The organism is Enterococcus sp. AZ077 (assembly GCF_051714965.1).
Classification (GTDB): Bacteria; Bacillota; Bacilli; order Lactobacillales; family Enterococcaceae; genus Enterococcus_B; species Enterococcus_B hirae.
Map to the genome: position 1 here is coordinate 588371 of NZ_JBIOSX010000001.1, position 24525 is coordinate 612895.

Here is a 24525-nt window from a genome sequence, read left to right on the forward strand (position 1 = left end):
TCATGTTGTGAAACGAAGGGGGAAACAGGATGAAAAAAGCGTTGTTGGTCGTTAATCCAAGTTCTGGAGGAGAACAAGCACAAGAATATGAAAAACTGGCCCATCAAAAGTTAACCACGATGTTTGATGAAGTCGTTGTTCTTCATACGAAAAAAGCTGGAGATGCCAAGAATTTTACTCGAGAAGCAGCAGTGGATAGGTATCACAGCGTGTTTGTCATGGGTGGAGATGGTACTGTTAATGAAGGAATCAATGGGATCGCTGAACAAGCACATCGTCCAAATTTTGGTTTTATTCCGTTAGGGACAGTCAACGACTTAGCCCGTGCTTTAGGGATACCGTTAGAACCCGAAGAAGCTATCGCTCATCTTTCAATGGATGCGTTGCAACCATTAGATATTGGGAAAATCAATGACCAATATTTTATGAATGTCGTGGCGATCGGGACCATTCCTGAGTCAATCAATGATGTAGATCCAGAAAAGAAAACAAAATATGGTAAGTTTGCTTACTTTATCTCAGGAATCAAGCAATTGGCTGGAACCCAATCTTATAAATTCCAGTTAGTCATTGATGGGCAGGAAAAACAAATTGAAAGTAGTACATTGCTGGTAGGATTAACTAATTCAATTGGTGGTTTTGAAACATTGATACCTAATGCTAAAGTAAACGATGGCAAATTGCACTTGGTTTATTTAAAAGATACTTCATTGTTAGATACGCTAAAAACATTGCCTGATTTGTTAAAAGGTGTTGATTCTTCTACCGATCATCTGGCTTATTACACCTGTGAAACGATCCAGATTGCTTTGAATGAAGACCAAGAATTAGCAACAAATGTGGATGGCGATGAAGGTGTCAATCTGCCTGTCACACTAAAAGTTCTTCCTTCTCATCTGATGATTTATTGTTGAGAAACCAGGGAGGATCATCTTTCTAAGCTGTTGATCTGAGTCATAGCCTTTGTTTTGAACAGTAGGTCCCCCTGTCATCTGATGTCGATTTTAAGCGGATCTGAGAATCTGGTGAGACAGAGGCTGTGAATAAATTTGGAATAATAAACTGAAAAACAGCCAGGATGAGGTTGAGGCAAATTTTGGCTCAGTCTCGTTCTGGCTGTTTTTGGTTAGTTCTATTTAGCTGATTTAGTTCGAAGGACGAAAAAGCATTTCTCCTGAAAAAATGAAGGAGTCTCTTAATCTAATGCTTCGATAAAGCGTTGAGCAATTTCTTGAGGGCGTGTGATCGCACCACCTACAACGATGCCAGCTACGCCTAGATCTTTGACTTGTTTGGCTTGTTGTGGCGTGTGGATCCGACCTTCTGCAATAACGCATATATCAGCTTGGATCAGTTCTTGGATGAGTGGGAGATCAGGACCAGCTTGTTTCACACTTTCTTCTGTATAGCCGCTTAAAGTTGTCCCCACAAAATCAACTCCTGCTTCGTAAGCATTCTTTCCTTCTTCAAAAGTGGCGATATCAGCCATCAATAATTGTTGTGGATATTTTTCTTTGACTTTAGCAATGAATTCATTGATGGTCAGACCATCGTGGCGTTTGCGTAAAGTACAATCTAAAGCGATAACTTCAACCCCTGTGGCTACTAGTTCATCAACTTCTCGCATGGTTGCTGTGATAAATGGCGCTTCAGGAGGATAATCACGTTTAATGATACCGATGATCGGCAGGGCCACTTTTTCTTTGATCGCCATAATATCCCGTACTGAGTTCGCACGGATACCAACAGCTCCTGCTTTTTCAGCAGCTAAAGCAAAATAAGGCATCAAACTACCTTCTTCTGTATAAAAAGGTTCTCCAGGTAAGGCTTGGCAGGAAACGATCAGCCCACCAGCAATTTTTTCTAAGAATAATTGTTTGTCCATTCTGATTTTCTCCTTTATAGTTTTTTCTCAGTTTCACAAAAACGTTTCGCAAAAGGCTAAGGCTATGCCAATGATAGCAAAAAAGTGATTACTTAGATAACGGTTATCTAAGATAAATTGCTTGCTCAGACAAATAAGCGATTTAGAAAAACGCTTTATTTTTTGACTACAAAATAAGTGTAGCGATTTCGTAATTATTGAGCAAGTGATAGTTCTCAAAAACAGCGTAGATCAGTTGAGTGAATGAATTTACATAAAAAAACAAAATTTCTTGCTTTTTTCTTGATTTTTATATATGATTTTAACAATTTAGGGTAAAAATGAAAGAAAAGGGGTAACAAAAATGACGAAGTATCAACGGAAGGTTTTATTAGCAACATCATCAGGGATTGCATTAGAGAATATGGATATCATGTTCCTAGCTTTTTCTTTATCTTCAATGATTGCAACTTTTCATATTAGTGGAACGCAAGCGGGAATGATTGCGACGATCACTAATCTGGGGATGCTCGTTGGAGGTATTTTTTTTGGTCTGATGGCGGATAAATATGGTCGAGTAAAGGTGTTCTCTCAAACGGTTATCTTATTTTCAATTGCTTCATTATTGATGTATTTTTCTTCAACGATTTATTTAGTCTACTTGTTTCGGTTTATTGCCGGAATCGGGGCTGGGGGCGAGTATGGCGCTTGTATGTCTTTGATCTCTGAAACTTTTTCAAAAAAACAAATTGGACGAGCTTCGTCCATTGCTGGTATTGGAGCCCAAGTAGGCGCGGCTCTAGCTGCTATTTTGGCGGCAATCGTCATTCCATGGCTCGGGTGGCGCATGTTATATGTGATTGGTGTATTACCTGTATTATTAGTTTTAGTCATCCGACATGGCTTAAAAGAACCGGAGGCATTTCAAGCTGCGAAAGCAACTAAAAAGGCGACAAAGTTACGCAATCTATTTGAAACGAAACAACTTACTTGGCAGACGATTGGCTTGAGTATCATGGTGACTGTCCAAATTGCTGGTTATTTTGGTTTGATGAATTGGTTACCTTCGATCATGCAAGCACAACTAGGATTATCCGTTTCAGGTTCGTCTTTATGGATGGTGAGTACGATTGTGGGGATGTCATTAGGTATGTTGACTTTTGGGATCATCATGGATAAATTAGGTCCCAGAACAGCCTTTACTTTATTCTTGATTTGTTCAGCGCTCTCGGTCTTCTTACTCGTTTTAGCTCGTAGTCAATGGAGTTTAGTAGCAGCAGCGGTGGTTGTTGGTTACTTTATCAATGGCATGTATGGCGGCTATGGTGCAATCATTAGTAGCCTGTATCCTACTGAGATCCGTGCAACAGCCAATAACTTTATTATGAATTTAGGTAGAGCTGTAGGTGGATTTTCTTCGATCATTATTGGCTTTTTGATGGATCATTATCAATTATCTGCTGTGATTATTTTTCTAAGTAGTATTTATCTTGTCAGTCTAGTGGTCTTGTGGACACTTACTGGTGTAAAAGAATTAAAATTCAGCTTACAAGAATAACATCCATTGGTGTAAGTTATCAGTGGATAAGTAACATTCGTTATCATTTTGCTTTATAAAAAGATCGTTAAATAAATACGTATATTTTATTTTATCTAGGTAAATATACTTATTTTCTATTAAAAACATGGTATGATTATTAGTAATCGAATAAAGAAATAGGTGAATGTTCATGGATAGTATGGCGAAAGTCAATCAATTTAGAGACGAAAGAAATTGGCGACAATTTCATAACGAAAAAGATCTTGCAATTTCTATTTCCTTAGAAGCTTCTGAATTACTGGAGCTTTTTCAATGGAAGCAACCAGAAGAAGTGAAGGAAACTTCATTAGAACGGATCAAAGAAGAACTGGCAGATGTCTTGATCTATTCTTACATGATGGCTGACAATTTACAGTTGGATCTTGATGAAATTATTGAAGAAAAATTAGCAAAAAATAAATTGAAATATCCAGTAGAAGCAAGTCGAGGACAACGAAAGAAATATACAGAACTTTAAGTGTGAAACTACAGGTTGTGTTTATTTTAGCTAAATAAGGGAGGCAAGTGAATGAAGGAAAAACCAAGCAAAGGTCGAGTAAAAAGATGGATCGCCAATTTTTTCTTATTTTTACTATTATTGGTTGGCTTAGCGTTAATTTTTAATGAACAGATCAAAGATTATTTTGTTAAAAATACCGGAGATAAATACGCAATTGCCAATGTGACAAAAGATGAAATCAAGAAAAACAACGAAAAAGAGGCAAGTTTTGATTTTGATGCAGTGGAGTCAATGAGTACGGAAAGTGTGTTGCGTGCCCAATTGAATCGAACGGACTTACCAGTTATTGGTAGTATTGCTGTTCCTTCTGTGGCAATCAATATCCCGATTTTTAGAGGTTTAGATAATGCGAACTTGCTTTATGGTGCGGGGACATTAGATCCTAATCAGCAAATGGGAAAAGGAAATTATGCTTTAGCGAGTCATCGTTCGAGCAATCCACAACTATTATTCACGCCACTAGAAAATTTATCATTAGGAGATAAAATCTATTTGGTAGATTTGGAAAATGTCTATACGTATAAAGCAACCTTTAAAGAAAAAGTGGCACCGACGGAAACCCAGCTGTTAAATATCCAAGAAGGAAAATCGCTCGTTACGTTGATTACGTGCGGAGATATGAATGCGGTGACTCGATTAGTCGTTCAAGGCGAATTAGAGAAGGTTACACCAATGAAAAAAGCGACGAAAGAAATGAAGGCAGCATTCAATATGGAAACACGAACATTTTAGACGAAAATAGTTAATGAAAAACCGACGATTGCTAGTTCGCTCGAATAGCTAATAGTTTTCGCCGGTTTTTTAATTTCTCATTTTTACAATTACTAAAAAAAAAAAGTTGAAAAGGCTTGCAAAAATAAAAGAAGGGTGCTATGCTTGGTTCAGATAATCGATGGATTGTTACTGTTCGGCAGGCAAAACCAGAATTCAACCTAAAGTACAGGGGGATTCTAGGTTTTTTTATTTTTTTATGAGAGGGCGAGGGAAAATGGTTATTGAAAAAGTCTTAAATAATAACGTCGTCATTTCAAAAAACGAACGAGGTGAAGAGATTATCTGTATGGGCAAAGGCCTCGCGTTTCAAAAAAGACCTGGTGATAGGATTGATAAAACAGCAGTTCAAAAAGAATTTGTTTTAAAAGATTCCTTAGCAACCAATCAATTTCAACAGCTGATGGCGGATGTCCCATTAGAAGAAGTAGAATTAGTCAAACAGATCGTTGATGTGGCGGAAGAACGATTAGGCGTTTCGTTGTCGTCAAATATTTATTTGACATTGACCGATCATATTCATTATGCGATTTGTCGAGCGAACGAAAATATCCAGTTACCAAATCCGCTTCTTTTTGAAACAAAGAAATTTTATCCGAAAGAATACTTGGTGGCCAAAGAAGTATTGCAATTGATCCAGAGAAAAGTTGGAGTCAGTCTACCGATTGACGAAGCAGGATTTATCGCTTTTCATTTAGTGAATAGCCAACAAGGAAATGGGGATATGCAAGTCACGATGACTGCAACGACGATCGTTAGAGATATTCTCAGCATTATTAGTAAGTTCTTTGGTGTGACATTTGACGAGGAATCGTTGAATTACCAACGAATCATCACCCATTTACAATTTTTTACACAACGCTATTTAAAAGGCGAAAGTTCGGATGAGCAGGATGAATTTCTCTATGCGCTCGTTCAAGGGAAATATCCAAAAGCCTTTCGCTGTTCGGAACGGATCAATGACTATCTCTTAAAAACGCAACAGGAACCAATGGGAGTCGCAGAACAAATCTATTTAACGATTCACATCCAACGTGTAGTGAGTGAAAAACAAAGTACCCAATCTTAAGGATTGTTACTGGTAAAGCAGGCAAAACCTAGATTGAAAAATAGGGCACGAATTTTCGTGACCATTTTTTCAATCTAGGTTTTTTATTTGATTAAATCAACTAGAAAGAAGGAAAATAAGATGGATAATCAAGCAGTTGGTAAAAGAGTATGGGAGGCAGTCGGAGGTGAAAAGAATGTCAATAGTTTAGTACATTGTGCGACACGTTTACGTTTCAAATTAAAAGATGAATCGGTCGCAGACACACAAAAGTTAAAACAGGATCCAGATGTGATTCAAGTAGTACAAAGTGGTGGTCAGTACCAAGTAGTTATCGGTAGTAATGTGGCTGACGTTTACCAAGCAATCGTTGATGAGCAAGGTCTGACAGATCAATCAGGAACAGAGGATCAGTCAAAAAATCCTTTGAATCGCTTGATTGATATTATTTCTAGTATTTTCACGCCATTTTTAGGCGCAATGGCAGCTGCAGGGATCTTAAAAGGATTTTTATCTTTGGCAACAGTGTTAGGGTGGCTTTCAGCGGATACTGGGGCTTACCAAATTCTATTTGCAGCCGCAGATGGTGTCTTTACCTTTTTACCAGTGATGTTAGCTTTTACTGCAGCCAAAAAATTCAAAACGAACCAATTTTTATCTGTGGCAATTGCTATGGCGTTAGTTTATCCAGCAATCACGCAACTAGCTGGAGCTGGAGGGGCAGTGGATTTCTTTGGATTACCAATCGTGTTAGCTCAATCAGGTTACACATCTTCAGTGATTCCGATCATTTTGGCTGTTTGGGTCCAAAGCAAATTTGAACCGCTGGTGAAAAAAGTGATTCCACAATTTTTACAAATGATTTTTGTACCAATGATCGTTTTATTGGTGATGGTGCCATTAACTTTCTTACTGTTAGGTCCAATCGGGACAGTTATCGGTAATGGGTTAGGTAGTCTATTTAATTCGATTTACAGCTTTAGTCCATTAGTTGCGGGCTTGATTATGGGAAGTTTATGGCAAGTGTTCGTAATGTTTGGGATGCACTGGGGCTTTGTACCGATCATGTTCTTGAATATTGAACAATATGGGTTTGACGTCATGGTTCCAATGCTTTTACCAGCCGTTTTAGCTCAAGGTGGTGCAGCCTTAGCAGTGGCGATTCGGACCAAAGATACTAAGCTTCGTTCATTAGGTATTTCATCTACAATTACCTCACTTTTTGGCATTACGGAACCAACTGTTTATGGGGTAACTTTACCGTTAAAGAAACCGTTTGTCGTTGCTTGTCTGTCAGCCGGTATCGGAGGCGCAATGATTGGTTTTGCTGGTGTGAAAGCTTTCTCTAGCGGGTTAGTAAGCTTGTTAACGATCCCAACGTTTATTAGTACGAACCAAGCAGTTGAATCCAATGTGACCATGGCAATCCTTGCGACAGCTCTTTCATTTGTCTTAGCATTCGTAGGTACGCTGATCGTTGGATTTGATGAAACCGTCCAAGATGAAAAACTAGAAACAAATCAACAAACAACAGCAGGTGACACGATTAGTTCTGCTCGACATAATCTAAAAAGTCCTTTAAGCGGGAAAGTCCTGCCATTATCTGATGTTCCGGATAAAGTTTTCTCTTCTGGAGCGATGGGAAAAGGGCTTGCGATTGATCCGGAAAAAGGTGAATTGATTGCGCCAGCAGATGGGGAGATCACGACCATTTTCCCAACAGGTCATGCGGTTGGTTTAACAACGAAAGATGGAATTGAAATCTTGATGCATATCGGTATGGATACCGTTGAGCTTGAAGGACAAGGGTTTGAGACTTTTGTAAAACAAGGGGATCAAGTAAAAGCTGGTGATTTATTGGTTCGATTTGATATTGAAGCGATTAAAGCCGCTGGATACAGTGTGATCACGCCAATTGTTATTACAAATACGGAACATTTTGCTGATGTGTTGGAATTAAATCAAGAAGAACTGATTGCTAGTGAAGATTTTCTAGCAATTGTCAAATAAGGAGGAAATAGCAGATGACTACAAAGTTTTCAAAAGATTTTTTATGGGGTGGCGCTACAGCTGCCAATCAATTAGAAGGTGCTTACGATCAAGATGGGAAAGGGCTCTCAGTTGCTGACGCGATGCCTGGGGGGAAACAACGATTTGCAGTTATTGGCAGTGAAGACTTTGATTGGACGATCCAACCAGATAAATATACCTATCCTAACCATCAAGGGATCGATCATTATTATCGGTTTAAAGAAGACATTGCGCTTTTTGCTGAAATGGGCTTTAAATGTTATCGTTTCTCCATTGCTTGGACTCGGATTTTCCCTCAAGGAGACGAAGTAACACCGAATGAGAAAGGCTTAACGTTTTATGAAGAAGTGATTGATGAATGTTTGAAATATGGGATTGAACCTGTGATTACGATTTCCCATTACGAGATGCCATTAAATCTAGCAAAAAAATATGGCGGGTGGAAAAACCGAGAACTGATTGATTTTTACGAACGCTTTGCTAAAGTGGTGCTTGAACGATTCAGCGATAAAGTCAAATATTGGATGACGTTCAATGAGATCAATTCAGCTTTTCATTTTCCAGCTTTGAGTCAAGGATTAGTAAAAAGTAATGGTGCGGCTGATTATCAAAATATCTTCCAAGCATGGCATAACCAATTTGTAGCAAGTAGTAAAGCTGTAAAAATCGCTCATGAATTACGGGAGGATAGCCAAGTGGGTTGTATGATTATCTATGCAACGACGTATAGCATAGATGCTAATCCAATCAATCAAGTAGCTACATTGATCCAGAACCAAGAATTCAATTTCTTCTGTGCAGATGTTCAAGTACGAGGCAAATACCCGGCATACACAAACCGCACGTATGAAAAATATGGCGTAGATAGTGCCAAATTAGAACAAACGACTGAAGATTTTGAGTTGTTGCAAGCATATCCAGTCGACTATATCGGTTTCAGCTATTATATGTCTACTGCAGTCAACGAAACGGACCCAGATGCAGCGGCCTCAGCCGGTAATCTTTTAGGTGGAGTTAAAAATCCGTTCTTAGAAGCCAGTGAATGGGGATGGCAGATTGATCCAGAAGGTTTACGGATTGCATTAAACGAGTTGTACAACCGTTACGAAAAACCATTGTTTATTGTTGAAAATGGGTTAGGCGCAATTGATAAGGTAGAAGAAGACGGGCAAATCAATGATGATTACCGTATTGATTACTTACGTCGACATATTGAAGCAATGGGAGAAGCGGTAGCTGATGGAGTAGAACTCATGGGATATACACCATGGGGATGTATTGATCTGGTAAGTGCTTCGACTGGTGAAATGAGTAAACGTTATGGATTTATCTATGTTGATTTGGATGATGAAGGGAACGGAACCAAAAATCGTTCAAAGAAAAAATCTTTTGATTGGTATCAAAAAGTCATCGCCACCAATGGAGAAAAACTGTAAGTTTGTATTCATGATAGAACCGTTGTTTACTAAGAAATTAAGAATAGTTCATTTCTGATAAAGAAAATAAGGTCATTTTTGACAAATCACTGTCGAAAATGGTCTTTTTTCTATTTGATCGAGCGATTCATTTTACTCTTGTTGTTCTAAAGAAAAAAATCACGAGATGTGGGAAAGTCTCACTTGTGTGCCCTGTCATAGAATGATAAAAAAATATCGGTTATTTTAAAATAATCATAGGGATTAGGAATGGAAGATGATATAATCTAAAATGAAAATGTGAAATAAATCACTATTGTTTTTGAAAAAATATGGGAAGTGTGGGTTTGAACATCTATGTATACACCAGAAGAAATTATGGATATCAGTATCCATCTTGGAACGAAAAAGATCCAAAAGCCAATTCTTGCAAAATTAATTCTAGGTTTTATCGGAGGAGCAATGATCTCGTTAGGTTATTTAGCCTACATCAGAGTTTCAGCTTCGATTCCAGAATCACTGGCGAGTTTAACTAGTTTAGTAGGGGCGGCTGTGTTTCCTATCGGACTATTGGTGATCCTGCTTGGTGGCGGGGAATTAATTACTGGAAATATGATGGCGGTTGCAATTGCTTTTATGGATAAAAAAGTAACTTTTACACAATTAGTTAAAAATTGGACAATTATCACGTTAGCTAATATCGTGGGTGCCATTTTTGTTGCATATTTCTTTGGACACTTTGTCGGATTGACTCATTCAGGCGTTTATTTGGACCAAGTCATCCATATTGCTGATCATAAGATCGAAGCTTCTTGGTGGCAAGCACTTGGTTCGGGAATCGGTTGTAACTGGTTTGTCGGCTTAGCATTATGGCTATCCTATGGAGCAAAAGATGCAGCTGGAAAAGTATTGACTATTTGGTTCCCCGTAATGATTTTTGTTGCTATCGGCTTTCAGCATAGTGTGGCTAACTGCTTTGTGATCCCAGCCGCAATTTTTGAAGGACAAGCAACTTGGACAGAATTTCTCTTGAATTTTATCCCAGTTTATATCGGTAACATTGTCGGCGGTGCAATATTCGTATCAGGATTTTACTATGCAAGCTATAAGCATCATTGAAAATAAGCATGTTGATCAATAAGTTAGAAGCCTAATAAGAACATCGAAGTTTGCGTTTTGCTTACTTTGGTGTTTTTTGTAACTGATAAAATAATTTCTTCCTATTATAATTTTATAGATAAAAAAGAAGAACTATTGTCTCAATCCTCAACCCACCAATATAGCTAATCCATGGCGTTTATATTCTTTTTTTATTTTATATGTGCTATGATTCTAGTAATAAAATCGAAAGGTGAAGTTATGAAAAGGACACGTGTACTATACCTAGAAGTTGCAGACAAGATCAAAGAAGATATCTTTTCAGGAAAGTATCCTGTCGGCACCATGTTGCCTACAGAAAATGAATTAGAAGAAATGTTTCAAGTAAGTAAGATCACGGTTCGTAAGGCCATTGAATTATTAGCAACAGATGAATATGTCGAAAAGAAAAGCGGGCGAGGGACGACGGTAGTAAGTAATCGTCCATACAATCGTTTGTCAAAAGCGGCAAGTTTTACACAGATTCTAGAAAACTCACAACATACAGTTCACAAAGAAACGTTGGAATTAAAGAAAATTACTTTAAAAAAAGATCACCCATTATTTGCCTCTTTTGGCTCAACGGCTGTCTGTTTTAAGCGATTATACTACTTAAACGACCGTCCTTATATTTACTTTACGCATTATCTGCCAAGTGATTTGTTAGAAATCAAGCGCAAAGTATTTGATGAAGAGTCTTTATATCGATTATTGACCCAAAAAGGTTATGCCATCGACTCCTTTGCCGATGATTTTTCCGCTGTGTTTCTAACAAAGGATGAACGGGAAATTTTAAAAACCACCTCAGAGATCGCGATTAAAAGAACGCGACAATCAAAGACTCACTTGGGGAAAACAATCGAATATTCAGAAGCAATTTACGAGACCAATCTGCATCCTTATCATATAGACTATGAAACATAAGGTTGTTTGAACGATGTTCTGCTTCAAGTAATAACGGCGTGCCTTAGAAAATAGCTTTTCATATTTTGTAAGGCACGCCGTTATTACCGCAGAAGCAATCGTTCAAACACCGTCTATCAGGAGGTAAAAGCGTCAGGTAAAAGGCTTACCAGAAAATAGCTTTTCATATTTTGTAAGGCACGCCGTTATTACCGCAGAAGCAATCGTTCAAACACCGTCTATCAGGAGGTAAAAGCCTCAGGTAAAAGGCTTACCAGAAAATAGCTTTTCATATTTTGTAAGGCACGCCGTTATTACCGCAGAAGCAATCGTTCAAACACCGTCTAACAGGAGGTAAAAGCCTCAGGTTAAAGGCTTGCCAGAAAATAGCTTTTCATATTTTGTAAGGCACGCCGTTATTACCGCAGAAGCCATCAGATACATGGGTCAAGATATTCGCAGGTGTTTTTTTGTGATGGGGGAAGGATTGTGTATTTTTAGGATAAGCTTCCTTAGAGAGTAGAAAAATTTTTACTATTTATAGAAATCGTTTACAAAGTTAGCATAATATGGTATGATTACTTTGATAAACATTATAATGTTATAAAAGGAGAGAGCGGTAATGGATAAGTTTGTAGGATTGATTGAACAAAAGATTATGCCAGTAGCTAACCGAATTGGAACACAGAGGCACATGACGGCAATTAGAAAAGGAATTATTGCAACGATGCCACTAACGATCGTCGGTTCATTTTTTACGATTTTACTGAACATTCCGATTGAATCTGTGGCAGCAGTGATCGAACCCTATCGGCAAATTTTGGATATTCCTTTTCGTTATACGATAGGGATTTTGGCATTATACGCAACATTTGGGATTGCTTCATCATTAGCAAAAAGTTATAAAGTTGATTCCTTGACGGCTGGTATATTAGCATTGATGTCTTTTCTGATCGTGGCAGCACCACCGACACAGGTATTAGAAGACTTGGAAGGAATCACAGCAGGACGTTATATCAATATTGCGAATCTAGGATCAGGTTCATTATTTGGTGCCATTGTTACAGCAATTATTTCTGTCGAGATTTATCGTTTCTTCATTGAAAAGAAAATTACAATCAAGATGCCTGATGGGGTGCCACCAGAAGTGACAAACTCTTTTGTTGCATTGATTCCTGGTGCGGTAATTTTGATTTTCTTCTGGGTGATCCGACATATGCTTGGTTTTGATCTGAATGGCTTCTTAAGTGAGTTGTTGATGCCGCTAAAAGGCATACTTGCAGGGAATAGTTTGTTTGGTGGTTTATTAACAGTCTTCTTGATTTGTTTTTTCTGGGTTCTTGGGATTCATGGCCCAGCCATTATGGGCCCAGTGATTCGCCCATTTTGGGATATTTCGATTGCTGAAAACATTGATGCTTTCAACGCTGGTACGAATGCTCATAATATGCCGAATATTTTTACAGAACAGTTTTTACAGTGGTACGTGTGGATTGGTGGCGCAGGAACAACCTTGGCTTTAGTGGTTTTATTCATGTTCTCCAAATCAAAATATTTAAAGAGTTTAGGTCGATTATCGATTTTACCAGGACTATTCAACATCAATGAACCAATGATCTTCGGGGCACCGATTGTAATGAATCCAGTATTAGGGATTCCGTTCATTCTTGCACCGTTAGTAACGACTACTTTGTCATATGTCTTAACGGTTAGTGGTCTCATCCCAATGATGACGGCTCGGTTACCATTTGCTATTCCTTCGCCAATCGCCGCTTGGATGAGTACAAACTGGAGCGTAGCAGCTGGCGTGTTAGTTATTGCTAACTTCCTGATCACATTGGCTATTTATTATCCGTTCTTCAAAGTATTCGAAAAACAACAACTGGCTCGTGAAGCAGAAGAACAAGCGGAAGAAGAAGCACCAATGGTGACAGGCGTTACCGAGGAACAAGCATAATAAAAAATGGAGGTTAGGGTTATGAAACGTGCACTAGGGATTTCACTTTACCCAGATCATAGTGATCCAATCAAAGACCAAGAATACTTGCAATTAGCACAACGTTATGGGTTTACCCGTATTTTTATGAGTATGTTAGAAGTAACGGAAGATCCTCTGATCGTAAAACAAAAGTTTCAAAAATTGATTCATTTTGCGAAAGAATTGGGATTTGAAACGATTTTAGATGTTGCTCCCAACATTTTTGAACAGTTGGACATTTCGTATGACGACTTAAGTTTTTTCCACGAAACTGGTGCAGATGGAATCCGTCTTGATTTAGGATTTGACGGCGGAAAAGAAGCTTTGCTGTCATATAACCCTTATCATTTAGCGATTGAGTTGAATATGAGTAATGATGTTGCTTATTTGGATAATATTTTGTCTCATCAAGCAAATAAACCCTTTCTCTATGGGTGTCATAATTTTTATCCTCAAGAAGGAACAGGCTTACCTTACCGATTTTTTGAGTCTTGCAGCCAACGATTTAAAAAACAAGGGTTACGAACGGCTGCTTTTGTTTCTTCTCAGGCAGGAACAATCGGACCTTGGAATATCAATGATGGGTTGACTACGTTAGAGATGCACCGTCATTTACCGGTCCATGTAGCAGCAAAACATTTGTTTGCTACTGGGTTGATCGATGATGTCATTATTGGAAATGCCTACGCATCTGAAGAAGAGCTGCGTATGTTAGGGGAAATGGATCGCTATCAAACAGTATTTACGATCGAGTGGCAGACAGCTGCTCATGAAGTAGAACGACAAATTGTATTAGGAGAACAACATGTTCGTCGAGGAGATATCACTGAACAGGTTATTCGTTCCACTGAAGTTCGAAAAAAATATAAAAATGCAGAAAATGAAGCTCATGACAATGAAAATGAATTTCAAATTGGTGATGTAGTCATTGGAAATGATACATTTGGCAAATACAAAAATGAACTTCAAATTGTTTTAGAACCACATCGGGATGCAAGGAAAAATAAAGTTGGTGCAATTGTACCAGAAGAACATCTCTTACTAGATTTTATCCACCCATGGTCGAAGTTCAAATTTATAGAAAAGTAGGCGTTGTGATGTTCGATTTAGTGATCAGAAATGCACGTAGATTAACTGGCGAAACAATGGATATTGGGATCAATGATGGAAAAATCCAGAAAATCGCAACAAGTATCCCAGAAAAAGGAAAAACAGAACAAACGTTGCAGGCAGGGCACTATCTTTCTGCTGGCTGGATCGATGACCATGTCCATTGTTTTGAGGAAATGACTTTATATTATGATTACCCAGACCAGATTGGTGTGAGTAAAGGGGTAACAACGGTTATCGATGCAGGAACAACAGGTGCCGAAAATATCCATCAATTTTATGAACGAGCAAAAAAAGCCAAAACCAATGTGTATGCCTTGTTGAATATTTCAAAGTGGGGCATCGTAGAACAAGATGAATTAGCTGATTTATCCAAGATACAAGCGAATTTGGTCAAAGAAAAATTGACTGAATTTCCAGAATTTATCGTGGGAATCAAAGCCAGAATGAGCAAAACCGTGGTTGGGAATAATGGATTGACACCGCTGGAATGGGCGAAAAAAATTCAAAAAGAGAATCATCAAATTCCTTTGATGGTGCATATTGGCTCTGCCCCACCACATTTAGAAGAAATTTTGCAGCTACTGGAAAAAGGCGATATCTTGACCCATTGTTTTAATGGGAAAGATAACGGGATTATGGAGAAAGAAACTCATCAGATTAAACCGTTTGTCAAAGATGCCTTAGCCAAAGGGGTGATTTTCGATATTGGTCATGGCACTGACAGTTTTAATTTTGAGGTGGCAAAAGCAGCCTATGACCAAGGAATCAAAGCGGACTCTATTAGCACGGATATCTATATTCGTAATCGAAAGAACGGCCCCGTTTACGATTTAGCGACAACGATGGAAAAATTGCATTTTATCGGCTATTCCTGGTCAGAAATTTTAGAAAAGGTAACTTGTGTGCCGGCTAAAAATTTCCATTTAGGAACGAAAGGTCAGATAGAAGTAGGTTTTGATGCGGATTTTACAATATTTGAATTTGTTGACCAAGAAAAGATGATTACTGACTCGAATGGACAACAGCAAGTGATCGATCAACAAATCAAACCAGTTAGCGTAATTATTGGGGGAAAGAGTTATGAGTGTAAGTTATGATAAATTCAATTTAAAAGAAGTGATCAATGCTTCAGGCCGGATGACGATTTTAGGTGTTTCCAAAGTATCGGAATCTGTTTTGGCAGCGCAACGCTTTGGCGGCGAACATTTTTTTGAAATGTCAGACCTGAGTGAAAAAACGGGTGCTTATCTGGCGAATCTCTTAGCAGTTGAGGATGTTCAGATCGTTTCTTGTGCTTCTGCTGGTATTGTTCAAGCAGTGGCAGCGGTTATTGGCAAAGGAAGTCTAACTCATGTTTATCATCCTTATTCAACAACTATCAAGAAAAAGGAAATTATTTTACCCAAAGGACACAATGTTGATTACGGCACATCCGTTGAATTAATGATTCAACAAGGTGGGGGGCAAGTAATCGAGGCAGGTTATGCCAATATGTGTAGCTCTGAACATCTTGAAAGCTGTATCACTGAAAATACCGCAGCGATTCTTTATGTCAAAAGTCACCATACGGTTCAAAAAAGTATGTTGTCAGTAGAAGAAGCAGTAGCAGTTGCTCAAAAACATGAAATCCCGTTGATTATTGATGCAGCAGCAGAAGAGGATTTATTCAAATACACTAAACTAGGAGCGGACCTAGTGATCTATTCGGGTGCAAAGGCAATCGAAGGTCCAAGTGCAGGAATGGTGATTGGAAAGAATCCTTATATACCATGGGTGCGATTACAGTCAAAAGGGATCGGTCGTTCGATGAAAATCGGTAAAGAGAACATTTTAGGATTTACCCAAGCGGTCACCGATTATCTTGAACATGGCAGTGAATCTGGTGAGTCAATGAAGCACCGTTTACAACCATTTGTTGAAGAGTTGAATCACATTGATCATTTGTCAGCAACTATTGTTCAAGATCCAGCTGGTCGAGAGATTTATCGAGCGAGTGTTAAAATCAGTGATCGTCCTGCACATTCAGTTATTCAGGCACTAAAAGAAAAAAATCCAGCAGTCTATACACGAGATTATCAAGCGAATCATGGTATCATTGAATTTGACATACGTTCGGTCAATCAAGAAGAAATGAAAAAAATCATTGTTCGCCTGCAAGAAATCATGAATGAAACAAAATTATCTTGAGTGAAAAAGGAGAGAAAAAAATGTCACGAATTCCTAACTATTTACACGATCAAGTTTGTTTGAATGTTTTAGCTAATTCTGTTGAAAATGCGGTGGAGTGTTATGAAGCAGCTGAAGGACATATTTTGCTGGGGGTGCTTTCAAAAAACTATGAAACAGACGAAGCAGCGATTGCTGACATGAAAAAGTATCAAGCAGCAACGAATAATGCGCTATCAGTTGGCTTGGGAGCAGGTGATCCAAACCAGAGTCAAATGGTGACTCGTTTGGCAAAAGTCTTGCAACCACAACATGTGAACCAAGTATTTACTGGAGTGGGTGCTTCACGAGCTGTGTTAGGTCAAAATGAAACAGTGGTCAATGGATTAGTTTCACCAACAGGTAAAGAAGGGTATGTCAATATTGCAACCGGTCCTTTAAGTTCTCAAGGTACAGCAGGCGTAGTCACGATTGAAACAGCGATTCGCTTACTGCAAGATATGGGAGGAACATCAATCAAGTATTTTCCAATGAAAGGGTTAGCACATCAGAAAGAATATGAGGCGGTAGCGCAAGCTTGTGCCACTTATGATTTTGCATTAGAACCAACAGGAGGAATTGATTTAACCAACTTTGAAGAGATCCTTCAAATCGCTGTCGATGCCAAGGTGAAAAAGATTATTCCTCATGTCTACAGCTCGATTATTGACCCTGAAACGGGCAATACGAAGCCAGAGGATGTCCGGACATTACTACAAATCATGAAAAAAGTTGTCAGCTAAGATGAAAAAAGGTGAGAAAATGAAATTTGGGGCATTCGGAGAAGTGATGTTGCGATTGACACCTCCAGAACACTTGATGCTAGAACAAACCCATACATTAAGACTGGCATATACCGGAACAGGTGTGAATCTAGTTGGTAATCTAGCTCATTTTGATATGGAGAGTTATCTATTGACGGCTCTGCCCGATAATCGCTTAGGCAGTGCTGCGTTAGCTAACTTAAAAAGTATCGGTGTTGAAACGAAGTATGTAATCCAACAAGAACAACATATCGGTACCTATTTCGCAGAAATGGGGTATGGGGTTCGTCCTACTGAAGTTACTTACCAAAATCGAAAACATAGTTCTTTTGGATTGTCTCAAGAAAATGACTATGAATTACAGGCGTTTATTGAAACAGTAGATCTTGTGCATATTTGCGGGATCAGTTTGAGTTTGTCTGATCAGTGTGCCGAAACAGCGATTTCTCTTGCCAAGAAAGCTCATGCTCAGGGAAAAAAAGTATGTTTTGATTTCAACTTTCGGCCAACATTGAACCAGGAACAAGATCAAAGAAACATCTTGAAACAACGCTATGAGGAAATTTTACCTTATTGTACGATTTTATTTGGCTCGATCCGTGATTTGACGGAATTATTAGAATGGCGAACAAGCGATTCAACGAAAAATCCTATCGCCTATATCCAATCCTTTTTAGCTTATTATGACATCGAATGGTTTGCTGGTACGAAACGAACCAGCCATGAAGGAAGAAAACAATTAAAAGGATATTTGATAACCGTCACAGAAGACGTTGAAACACCTTTTTACGAGTTATTTGTTTTAGACCGAATTGGTGCAGGGGATGCTTTTGCGGCTGGGATATTATTAGGATATGCGGAAAACTGGTCAATGACTAGAACCGTCGAGTTTGCAACAGGAAATGCTCGTTTGGCTCATGCAATCCAAGGAGATGTTCCGCTCACAACTAGAAAACAGGTTCAACAATTACTAGATGCGCCAGATGTCGATTTGATTCGCTAAGAAATAGTCTTGTGATGAATTGACGAAATAAAATGCATCGGAGCGTTAAGAAAGTCTTGAAACGGGAATCAGTGTTTCGAGACTTTTTGACATCGTCTGAAATATTAAAAGTTAGCTTTTAGTAGATAGCGGATCAGCCAAGAGTTGAATAAGCTGATGGTAAAAATCCAGAAATGATTGGATAGATTTACAACTGTAGCGGTCGTTTTAGATCGCTAACTTTCTCTGTTGTTTTTAGGGTCTAAAAGAAGGAGAAATATTTTTGACAAAAATCTGGGAGAAAAACAGTACAGTTTTTTGTAGGTTTTCGTTTTATCTTGACTACCACGTAAGCGATCAGTATTATAAGGAACAGATAGAAACAGCCAAATAAAAAAAGGCACCTCCATTTCTAGTGGCAGCCAGAAACAGAGGTCTTGAAAAAGTCAACCACATTGACCAATCAAGTTTGCCATAGTCAATGGAAACCATCAACTTCGTTTATTGTATCGAATCTTAAAGGAGAAATCTACCTTTTTTGATGAGAAAAATAGATGAACTACATGTGTTTTATTTACTGTGCCATAAATGGATTGGATACGATGTGTCCAGTCCATTTTTTTATCCAAAAACATACACCTGAGGATAACGAGTAAAATGAAGATAGCAAGTGCAACAAATAGGGGAGAGTTTACTTGGGCGAGTAAAGTGTGTCAATGTTGGTTTTGGCTTTTTCAAGGAACATAAAAAAGCACATGTTTTAGAATAAAAGCATTTGGCTGTTTCTATCGTTTTTCAAGATCAGAACAATAATTGAGTGAGCCGTCGTACCATGAGATAAAACCGATATATTGAAGGAATGTAGATTTTCTTTCAAGTATTGGCTTATTTTTTTGCTATTAGATAAAAAGTTGGTCTTTCTTATTGGTTGTCAAAATGTGATGAATATCAGAAAATAGAACAATTCAAGAAAACATTTGATTGGGGAGTTCATGTACATAAAATTTTTAGCGAAACATTTACAGATAATGAAACATAACAATTATTTTATCAAATTTTTTGCGAGAAAAGAATGATGCTAGATTCTCGTTAAATGAGTGAATGTTATTGTCAGAACACGATGAAAGCAAGCTTTCTTAATTAAGAAAGTCGTTTCAAATTTAAACATTTATGTTATTTAATGTTTTTTTAAAATAAAAAAGATTAAAAAAGTTTTCGCCAACAAACACTAGATATAGTGTTTGTTTTCTTATATACCACTAAAAAATCACAAAATCTAGTCTTTTATTTTAAAAAAACAAGTGTAAAATGAAGTTAGACTTTTGAGTTGGGATGTGTTTTTTTGAAACTAACAGTTTTTTGTGGCTCCCGTTTTGGTAATAAAGAAAGCTATAAATTTATTGCCCAAACGTTAGGAAAATATATGGCTCAAGAAGAGATTGAGCTGGTTTATGGTGGATCAGAATCAGGTATCATGGGAGTTTTCAGTCAGACTTTACTAGAAAACAATGGGAAAGTCACTGGTATCTATCCAACAGGGCTTTTTGATTCTGAGTTACCGAATACAAATGTAACAACTTTTATTCCTACCGAGACAATCGACGAACGAAAAGTATTGTTATTTGAAAAAGGAGATGCTGTTTTGATCTTTCCTGGAGGATTGGGAACCTTAGAAGAGTTTTCTCAACTTTTATCTTGGATGGCCATTGATTTAACAGCGAAGAAACCGATTGGTATTTTAGATATCGGAGGATATTATGAAGGTTTAAAGACGTTATTAGAAACGTTTGCCAAAGAAGAATTTATGGATGCCAAATGGCTGGATTACGTCTTTTTTTCAAATAACCCATTAGAACTAGTCGATTTATTACGCGCAGAAGTAAGTGAAACACAACTATTATTAGAGGAGGCAAATTAATGAGTCAAATTTATTTAGCAGGTCCATTCTTTTCAGAGGAGCAAGTCGAGCGTGTTGCTCGTATCGAAAAAGCATTGGAAGAAAATCCAACGGTGACTGGTTTTTATTCACCAAGACATCATCAAGAAAGTAATTATGAAATGTTTAGTGCAGGTTGGGCACAAGAAGTTTATGAAAAAGATATGGCAGAACTAACAGCAGCTGATTACGTAGTAGCTATTTTAGATTATGAACATCAAATCATTGATCCAGGGACAGCTTATGAATTAGGGGCAGCGACAATGATGAAAAAACCAATGATTGTTTTCCAAGAAGAGACTGTTCCAACTAATTTGATGATTACTCAAAGTTTGCATACTTATTTAAAAACAGTTGACGAAGTACGTGACTACGATTTTAAAACATTACCAGTAACGAAATACGTAGGCGAGTACTTATAGAAATAGAAAGAGGAAGGATTGCATGTCAGTGATATTAATTTCAGGAACGATTGGTGCAGGAAAAAGCAGTTTGACAGATATGCTTGCGAAAGAAATCGACTCAAAACCATTTTATGAAAGTGTTGAGGATAATGAAGTGTTACCACTTTTTTATTCAAATCCGGAACAGTATGCTTTTTTATTGCAAATTTTCTTTTTGAATAAACGATTTTTAGCGATGAAAAATGCTTTAGTGGATGATGATAATGTGTTAGACCGTTCGATCTATGAAGATAGCCTGCTATTTCATTTAAATGCAGATCTAGGTCGAGTGACCGATATTGAAGTGCAACAATATGATAATTTATTGGATACGATGCTTAACGAGTTAGATGATGTTGCTCCTAAGAAACGTCCAGACTTGATGGTTCATATCAAAGTGTCCTTGGATACAATGTTGGATCGCATCAAAAAACGGGGTCGTGATTATGAACAGCTGGAAAGTGATGAGACACTTTATGACTATTATCGCTCTTTAAATCAACGTTATGATCAATGGTATGAAGATTTTGATGTTTGTCCGAAGATTCAAATCGATGGTGACCGCTTCGATTTTGTTGAAAAGCCAGAACATGCAAAAGAGGTCATTGAACAAATCCAACAAAAATTAGCAGAATTAAGCGATGTAGAGGCAGGGAAATACTTTACTGAGAATCAACATGCAAAAGGACAAGGACTGGGTCAGTAAACAGTCATAATGTTCCATTTTAAAAAGATGATGACATCGTTCATTTTAAGAAACAAGCTGGAAAACCTCCAAGATAGTCGAAACGATTTGGCGGTTTTCCAGCTTGTTTTTGATAGAGCGGTTCCTGAAAAGACATGATTCGAAAGGACACAGTTCGATAGTAATCAATTTATCAAGGAAAAAGCTGTTTTTGGCTAAGTGAAAAAGATAGTAAAAATAGATCAAAAGATTTGAACGTGTCTTTTGACATCTTCAAATCTTTTGACCTATTGGTATCCTGCCATACTTATACAAAATAAGGCCGAGACTTTATTTAACAGTTAAAACATCCGCATGTCTTTCTTTCGTATAGGATTCAAATGACTTAAATGAATCTTTTACAGTTTTATGACAGTGATCGCAAATACTTAAGCTTCCTTGATCACTAAATTCGGTATGAATATTTTTACTGGTTGTACAAGTACAATAATCATGACTATCAAATATACTCATTTTTTTCTCCTTTATCACATTGTGCTTACCCAATATACCAGAAAGAAATGGCAGAAACAAAAAAATTAAGAGAAATTAACAATTTCTCTTAATTCCGGTTAATTCCTAGCGAGTGAGCGATGTCAGCTCTCGTTTTTTTGTACGAAGTGACAAGAAAACAGCCAGAACAGTTGCAAGTTTTTTCAAAAATAAAAGCTGTTCTAAAAGTTTTTTCTTTACTGATCAGGTCAAGTCGGTCTTTTTAGGTCTTTTACAAACTATAAATATTTCCGTCCTGATCTTCGATTCGGTAGTTTCCGATCTTTTTGAAGGTAACGGATACTTCTTTACCATCTTCTTTACCAGAGATGGTATAAGTGTCTGCTTCGGTCTTGATCTTGATATCATTGAGTACTGTTTTTTCTTGAGAAGTACTTGCGGTATCTTTTTCAGTTCCTGTATAGGTACGTGTCCATTCCATTTTATGATCGCTAAAAATGATTTGCCCACTGACTAAATTCATATCTTTGCGGACTTTTAATGAATAGTTACTGTTACTGATATCCTCTTTTTCAGCTTGTAGAGTCGATGAATCTGTCGTTTGGTCTGCTGAGTTACCAGATCCACCGAATAGGCTGCATCCTGATAAAGTAAAACAGCTGACAAGCGAAAGAACCATGATGACTAATTTCTTCAAAATATTTCCTCCATTGTATGATACAGCTTTAACTACAAACGGTGTGAATCCGCTAGTCAACCAAGTTGGCTGGGTTTCTGTCGTTGTGTTTACTGTGACTAATAAATTAGTATAGCTTCTATTATAAGATTTAGGAATACTAGCTTTTGTCTATTCCATTGAAAAAAGGTGTTTATGTCTCTTCTATTCAATCTCATTTCTTTACAGATGTCAACTCCCCTTCAAAAGGACTGGTTTGCTCAGTACAGCAAATAAAGTAGGGGTGTACGAGTCGTTTCCACTAAATAAAACGTTTGCTAAATTAACTTGTAACTGGTGTAAACGTTTGCTATATTGAGTAGGGAACAAGTATTATTTAGCAAATAAACTGAACTCTTTAATAGAAGGTGTGAGTGGATGACAAATTATCAATTTCCAAGTAATTTTTGGTGGGGATCAGCCGCAAGTGGCCCGCAAACAGAAGGTCGTGTTGCTGGCGATGGTAAAGGAGAGAATATTTTTGATTATTGGTTTAGCCAAGAACCAGAAAAGTTCTTTGATCAAGTAGGTCCTGAAAAAACATCACAAGTGTACACGAAGTATAAAGAAGACGTTCAATTAATGAAACAAACTGGACACAATAGTTTTCGTACTTCGATCCAATGGAGTCGCCTGATTCCTGAAGGGACTGGCGAAGTGAATCAACAAGCTGTTGATTTTTACCATTCGTATTTCGATGAATTGATCGCTAATGGCATTGAACCATTTGTGAATTTATATCATTTTGATATGCCGATGCCTTTGCAAGAAAAAGGCGGATGGCTCAATCGGGAAACGGTTGAAGCGTATGAAAGGTATGCTAAGATTTGTTTTGAATTATTTGGGACGAAAATCAAAAAATGGTTTACCCATAATGAACCAATCGTGCCAGTTGAAGCTGGGTATCTTTACCGTTGGCATTACCCGGAAGAGTCCGATATGAAAAAGGCGATCCAAGTAGGCTATCATGAAGCGCTGGCTTCTGCATTAGCCGTCAAAGCATATCATTCCATGGCATTAGATGGCTCAATCGGAATCATTTTGAATCTAACACCAAGCTATCCTCGGGATGAAAACAACCCAGAAGATGTCAAAGCAGCTAAATTAGCTGATGCCTTTTTTAATCGTTCGTTTCTTGATCCAGCAGTTAAAGGTGAGTTCCCACCAGAATTGATCGCCATTGTGAAAGAATTAGACATGGTACCAGCGATGCAAGAAGATGACTTAGCGATCATTAAAGAAAATACCATTGACTTATTAGGGATCAATTATTACCAACCAAGAAGAGTCAAAGCGAAAGAAACACCGATTGATCATGAAAATGGACCAATGCCAGAAGATTATTTTGATAATTATGAAATGCCAAATCGTAAAATGAATCCTTATCGTGGTTGGGAAATTTATGAAAAGGGAATTTATGATATCTTAATCAATGTTCGAGACCATTATGGTAATATTGACTGTTTCATTTCTGAAAACGGTATGGGTGTTGAAAATGAAGCGCGTTTTATCGAAGAAGATGGGATGATCCACGATGATTATCGCATTGAATTTGTCCAAGAACATCTAAAATACGTTCACCAAGCAATCGAAGAAGGTGCTAATTGCTTGGGGTATCATATGTGGACGTGTATGGATAACTGGTCGTGGACCAATGCTTACAAAAATCGTTATGGATTTATTTCCGTTGATTTAGCGAATGATGGTAAACGGACGATCAAAAAATCTGGTCACTGGTTTAAAAAACTATCTGATACCAACCAATTTACAATATAAATAAGTCAACGTTCCTCTTGCTCCGTTTAATAAACGGTCAAGAGGAATATTTTTGTTTGTTTGAAAAATTAGAATACAATGAAAACGCTTTTGAATATATATAAATAAAGAATGTTATTTGATATCTTTATAAAGTAAGTATGCTTTTTAAGTGATTTTTTTAGTTTT

The 24525-nt window shown here is 37.6% G+C and carries 22 protein-coding genes; 19 read left to right on the forward strand and 3 right to left on the reverse strand.

Translation table 11 applies throughout. The annotated features are described in order from the left end of the window. Positions 1 to 29: 29 nt before the first annotated feature. Positions 30 to 914: a diacylglycerol/lipid kinase family protein gene (locus tag IGL28_RS02675; protein WP_081127793.1), complete on the forward strand. Its 885-nt coding sequence runs from the start codon at positions 30 to 32 to the stop codon at positions 912 to 914. A gap of 281 nt (positions 915 to 1195) precedes the next feature. Here IGL28_RS02675 and IGL28_RS02680 read toward each other — a convergent pair whose 3' ends face one another. Beyond that, entirely contained in the window at positions 1196 to 1885 is a 690-nt protein-coding gene (locus IGL28_RS02680; RefSeq protein WP_081127794.1) for an N-acetylmannosamine-6-phosphate 2-epimerase, read from the reverse strand. 343 nt (positions 1886 to 2228) lie between these two features. Here IGL28_RS02680 and IGL28_RS02685 point away from each other — a divergent pair, with 343 nt between their 5' ends. The 17 genes from IGL28_RS02685 to IGL28_RS02765 all read left to right on the forward strand — a co-directional run bounded on the left by IGL28_RS02685 (position 2229) and on the right by IGL28_RS02765 (position 21395). Beyond that, the gene (locus IGL28_RS02685; protein ID WP_010719941.1) at positions 2229 to 3422 is read left to right on the forward strand and encodes an MFS transporter; all 1194 of its coding nucleotides are present in this window, start codon (positions 2229 to 2231) and stop codon (positions 3420 to 3422) included. A 172-nt stretch (positions 3423 to 3594) separates the two neighbouring features. Further along, a complete protein-coding gene (locus IGL28_RS02690; protein ID WP_010719940.1) occupies positions 3595 to 3921 on the forward strand; it encodes a nucleotide pyrophosphohydrolase in 327 nt (108 codons plus the stop codon). A 51-nt stretch (positions 3922 to 3972) separates the two neighbouring features. Beyond that, entirely contained in the window at positions 3973 to 4695 is a 723-nt protein-coding gene (locus tag IGL28_RS02695; RefSeq protein WP_010738352.1) for a class A sortase, read from the forward strand. 256 nt (positions 4696 to 4951) lie between these two features. Then, positions 4952 to 5803 carry a BglG family transcription antiterminator LicT gene (gene licT, locus IGL28_RS02700; RefSeq protein ID WP_010738350.1) on the forward strand — a complete coding sequence of 284 codons (852 nt, stop codon included), beginning with the start codon at positions 4952 to 4954 and terminating at the stop codon, positions 5801 to 5803. Positions 5804 to 5923: 120 nt separating this feature from the next. Beyond that, entirely contained in the window at positions 5924 to 7792 is a 1869-nt protein-coding gene (locus IGL28_RS02705) for a beta-glucoside-specific PTS transporter subunit IIABC (RefSeq protein ID WP_034699718.1), read from the forward strand. A 14-nt stretch (positions 7793 to 7806) separates the two neighbouring features. Continuing rightward, positions 7807 to 9249, forward strand: a complete 1443-nt coding sequence (locus tag IGL28_RS02710) for a glycoside hydrolase family 1 protein (protein ID WP_081127796.1) — start codon at positions 7807 to 7809, stop codon at positions 9247 to 9249. 336 nt (positions 9250 to 9585) lie between these two features. Then, a complete protein-coding gene (locus IGL28_RS02715) occupies positions 9586 to 10347 on the forward strand; it encodes a formate/nitrite transporter family protein (protein WP_081127798.1) in 762 nt (253 codons plus the stop codon). Positions 10348 to 10587: 240 nt separating this feature from the next. Then, the gene (locus IGL28_RS02720) at positions 10588 to 11289 is read left to right on the forward strand and encodes a GntR family transcriptional regulator (RefSeq protein WP_010719934.1); all 702 of its coding nucleotides are present in this window, start codon (positions 10588 to 10590) and stop codon (positions 11287 to 11289) included. Positions 11290 to 11890: 601 nt separating this feature from the next. Further along, positions 11891 to 13225, forward strand: a complete 1335-nt coding sequence (locus IGL28_RS02725) for a PTS sugar transporter subunit IIC (protein WP_081127800.1) — start codon at positions 11891 to 11893, stop codon at positions 13223 to 13225. 21 nt (positions 13226 to 13246) lie between these two features. Further along, on the forward strand, positions 13247 to 14335 hold the full coding sequence (locus IGL28_RS02730; protein WP_081127802.1) for a DUF871 domain-containing protein: 1089 nt from the start codon (positions 13247 to 13249) through the stop codon (positions 14333 to 14335). Positions 14336 to 14343: 8 nt separating this feature from the next. Beyond that, positions 14344 to 15456 (forward strand): amidohydrolase/deacetylase family metallohydrolase, encoded by a 1113-nt coding sequence (locus tag IGL28_RS02735; protein ID WP_081127920.1) that lies wholly within the window; start codon positions 14344 to 14346, stop codon positions 15454 to 15456. Next, complete coding sequence (locus IGL28_RS02740) at positions 15440 to 16546, forward strand: DgaE family pyridoxal phosphate-dependent ammonia lyase (RefSeq protein ID WP_081127804.1); 1107 nt, start codon at positions 15440 to 15442, stop codon at positions 16544 to 16546. Before IGL28_RS02735 ends, IGL28_RS02740 begins: the two co-directional genes overlap by 17 nt. Before the next feature lie 20 nt (positions 16547 to 16566). Continuing rightward, positions 16567 to 17307, forward strand: a complete 741-nt coding sequence (gene dagF, locus IGL28_RS02745; RefSeq protein ID WP_010719929.1) for a 2-dehydro-3-deoxy-phosphogluconate aldolase — start codon at positions 16567 to 16569, stop codon at positions 17305 to 17307. Positions 17308 to 17326: 19 nt separating this feature from the next. Beyond that, entirely contained in the window at positions 17327 to 18331 is a 1005-nt protein-coding gene (locus IGL28_RS02750; RefSeq protein WP_081127806.1) for a sugar kinase, read from the forward strand. Between the two features lie 1321 nt (positions 18332 to 19652). Next, positions 19653 to 20228: a TIGR00730 family Rossman fold protein gene (locus IGL28_RS02755; RefSeq protein WP_081127808.1), complete on the forward strand. Its 576-nt coding sequence runs from the start codon at positions 19653 to 19655 to the stop codon at positions 20226 to 20228. Then, on the forward strand, positions 20228 to 20668 hold the full coding sequence (locus tag IGL28_RS02760) for a nucleoside 2-deoxyribosyltransferase (protein ID WP_010719926.1): 441 nt from the start codon (positions 20228 to 20230) through the stop codon (positions 20666 to 20668). The genes IGL28_RS02755 and IGL28_RS02760 overlap by 1 nt, the downstream gene beginning before the upstream one ends. A gap of 22 nt (positions 20669 to 20690) precedes the next feature. Next, positions 20691 to 21395, forward strand: a complete 705-nt coding sequence (locus tag IGL28_RS02765) for a deoxynucleoside kinase (RefSeq protein ID WP_010719925.1) — start codon at positions 20691 to 20693, stop codon at positions 21393 to 21395. A 309-nt stretch (positions 21396 to 21704) separates the two neighbouring features. On the opposite strand, the gene IGL28_RS02770 is transcribed toward IGL28_RS02765, so the two are convergent. Then, the gene (locus IGL28_RS02770) at positions 21705 to 21887 is read right to left on the reverse strand and encodes a hypothetical protein (RefSeq protein ID WP_010719924.1); all 183 of its coding nucleotides are present in this window, start codon (positions 21885 to 21887) and stop codon (positions 21705 to 21707) included. A 250-nt stretch (positions 21888 to 22137) separates the two neighbouring features. Continuing rightward, a complete protein-coding gene (locus IGL28_RS02775; RefSeq protein WP_010719923.1) occupies positions 22138 to 22563 on the reverse strand; it encodes a hypothetical protein in 426 nt (141 codons plus the stop codon). Positions 22564 to 22959: 396 nt separating this feature from the next. Here IGL28_RS02775 and IGL28_RS02780 point away from each other — a divergent pair, with 396 nt between their 5' ends. After that, positions 22960 to 24357, forward strand: a complete 1398-nt coding sequence (locus IGL28_RS02780) for a glycoside hydrolase family 1 protein (RefSeq protein WP_010719922.1) — start codon at positions 22960 to 22962, stop codon at positions 24355 to 24357. Positions 24358 to 24525: the final 168 nt, after the last annotated feature.

Excerpts from the sequence above, each read along its gene's own strand:
- IGL28_RS02715 (WP_081127798.1), top strand. The coding sequence starts at position 9,586 with ATGTATACACCAGAAGAAATTATGGATATCAGTATCCATCTTGGAACG.
- IGL28_RS02770 (WP_010719924.1), bottom strand. The coding sequence starts at position 21,887 with ATGAGTATATTTGATAGTCATGATTATTGTACTTGTACAACCAGTAAA.
- IGL28_RS02730 (WP_081127802.1), top strand. The coding sequence starts at position 13,247 with ATGAAACGTGCACTAGGGATTTCACTTTACCCAGATCATAGTGATCCA.
- IGL28_RS02765 (WP_010719925.1), top strand. The coding sequence starts at position 20,691 with ATGTCAGTGATATTAATTTCAGGAACGATTGGTGCAGGAAAAAGCAGT.
- IGL28_RS02740 (WP_081127804.1), top strand. The coding sequence starts at position 15,440 with ATGAGTGTAAGTTATGATAAATTCAATTTAAAAGAAGTGATCAATGCT.
- IGL28_RS02710 (WP_081127796.1), top strand. The coding sequence starts at position 7,807 with ATGACTACAAAGTTTTCAAAAGATTTTTTATGGGGTGGCGCTACAGCT.
- IGL28_RS02690 (WP_010719940.1), top strand. The coding sequence starts at position 3,595 with ATGGATAGTATGGCGAAAGTCAATCAATTTAGAGACGAAAGAAATTGG.
- IGL28_RS02685 (WP_010719941.1), top strand. The coding sequence starts at position 2,229 with ATGACGAAGTATCAACGGAAGGTTTTATTAGCAACATCATCAGGGATT.
- IGL28_RS02780 (WP_010719922.1), top strand. The coding sequence starts at position 22,960 with ATGACAAATTATCAATTTCCAAGTAATTTTTGGTGGGGATCAGCCGCA.
- dagF (WP_010719929.1), top strand. The coding sequence starts at position 16,567 with ATGTCACGAATTCCTAACTATTTACACGATCAAGTTTGTTTGAATGTT.
- IGL28_RS02705 (WP_034699718.1), top strand. The coding sequence starts at position 5,924 with ATGGATAATCAAGCAGTTGGTAAAAGAGTATGGGAGGCAGTCGGAGGT.
- IGL28_RS02735 (WP_081127920.1), top strand. The coding sequence starts at position 14,344 with ATGTTCGATTTAGTGATCAGAAATGCACGTAGATTAACTGGCGAAACA.
- IGL28_RS02750 (WP_081127806.1), top strand. The coding sequence starts at position 17,327 with ATGAAATTTGGGGCATTCGGAGAAGTGATGTTGCGATTGACACCTCCA.
- IGL28_RS02725 (WP_081127800.1), top strand. The coding sequence starts at position 11,891 with ATGGATAAGTTTGTAGGATTGATTGAACAAAAGATTATGCCAGTAGCT.
- licT (WP_010738350.1), top strand. The coding sequence starts at position 4,952 with ATGGTTATTGAAAAAGTCTTAAATAATAACGTCGTCATTTCAAAAAAC.
- IGL28_RS02760 (WP_010719926.1), top strand. The coding sequence starts at position 20,228 with ATGAGTCAAATTTATTTAGCAGGTCCATTCTTTTCAGAGGAGCAAGTC.
- IGL28_RS02720 (WP_010719934.1), top strand. The coding sequence starts at position 10,588 with ATGAAAAGGACACGTGTACTATACCTAGAAGTTGCAGACAAGATCAAA.
- IGL28_RS02675 (WP_081127793.1), top strand. The coding sequence starts at position 30 with ATGAAAAAAGCGTTGTTGGTCGTTAATCCAAGTTCTGGAGGAGAACAA.
- IGL28_RS02695 (WP_010738352.1), top strand. The coding sequence starts at position 3,973 with ATGAAGGAAAAACCAAGCAAAGGTCGAGTAAAAAGATGGATCGCCAAT.
- IGL28_RS02680 (WP_081127794.1), bottom strand. The coding sequence starts at position 1,885 with ATGGACAAACAATTATTCTTAGAAAAAATTGCTGGTGGGCTGATCGTT.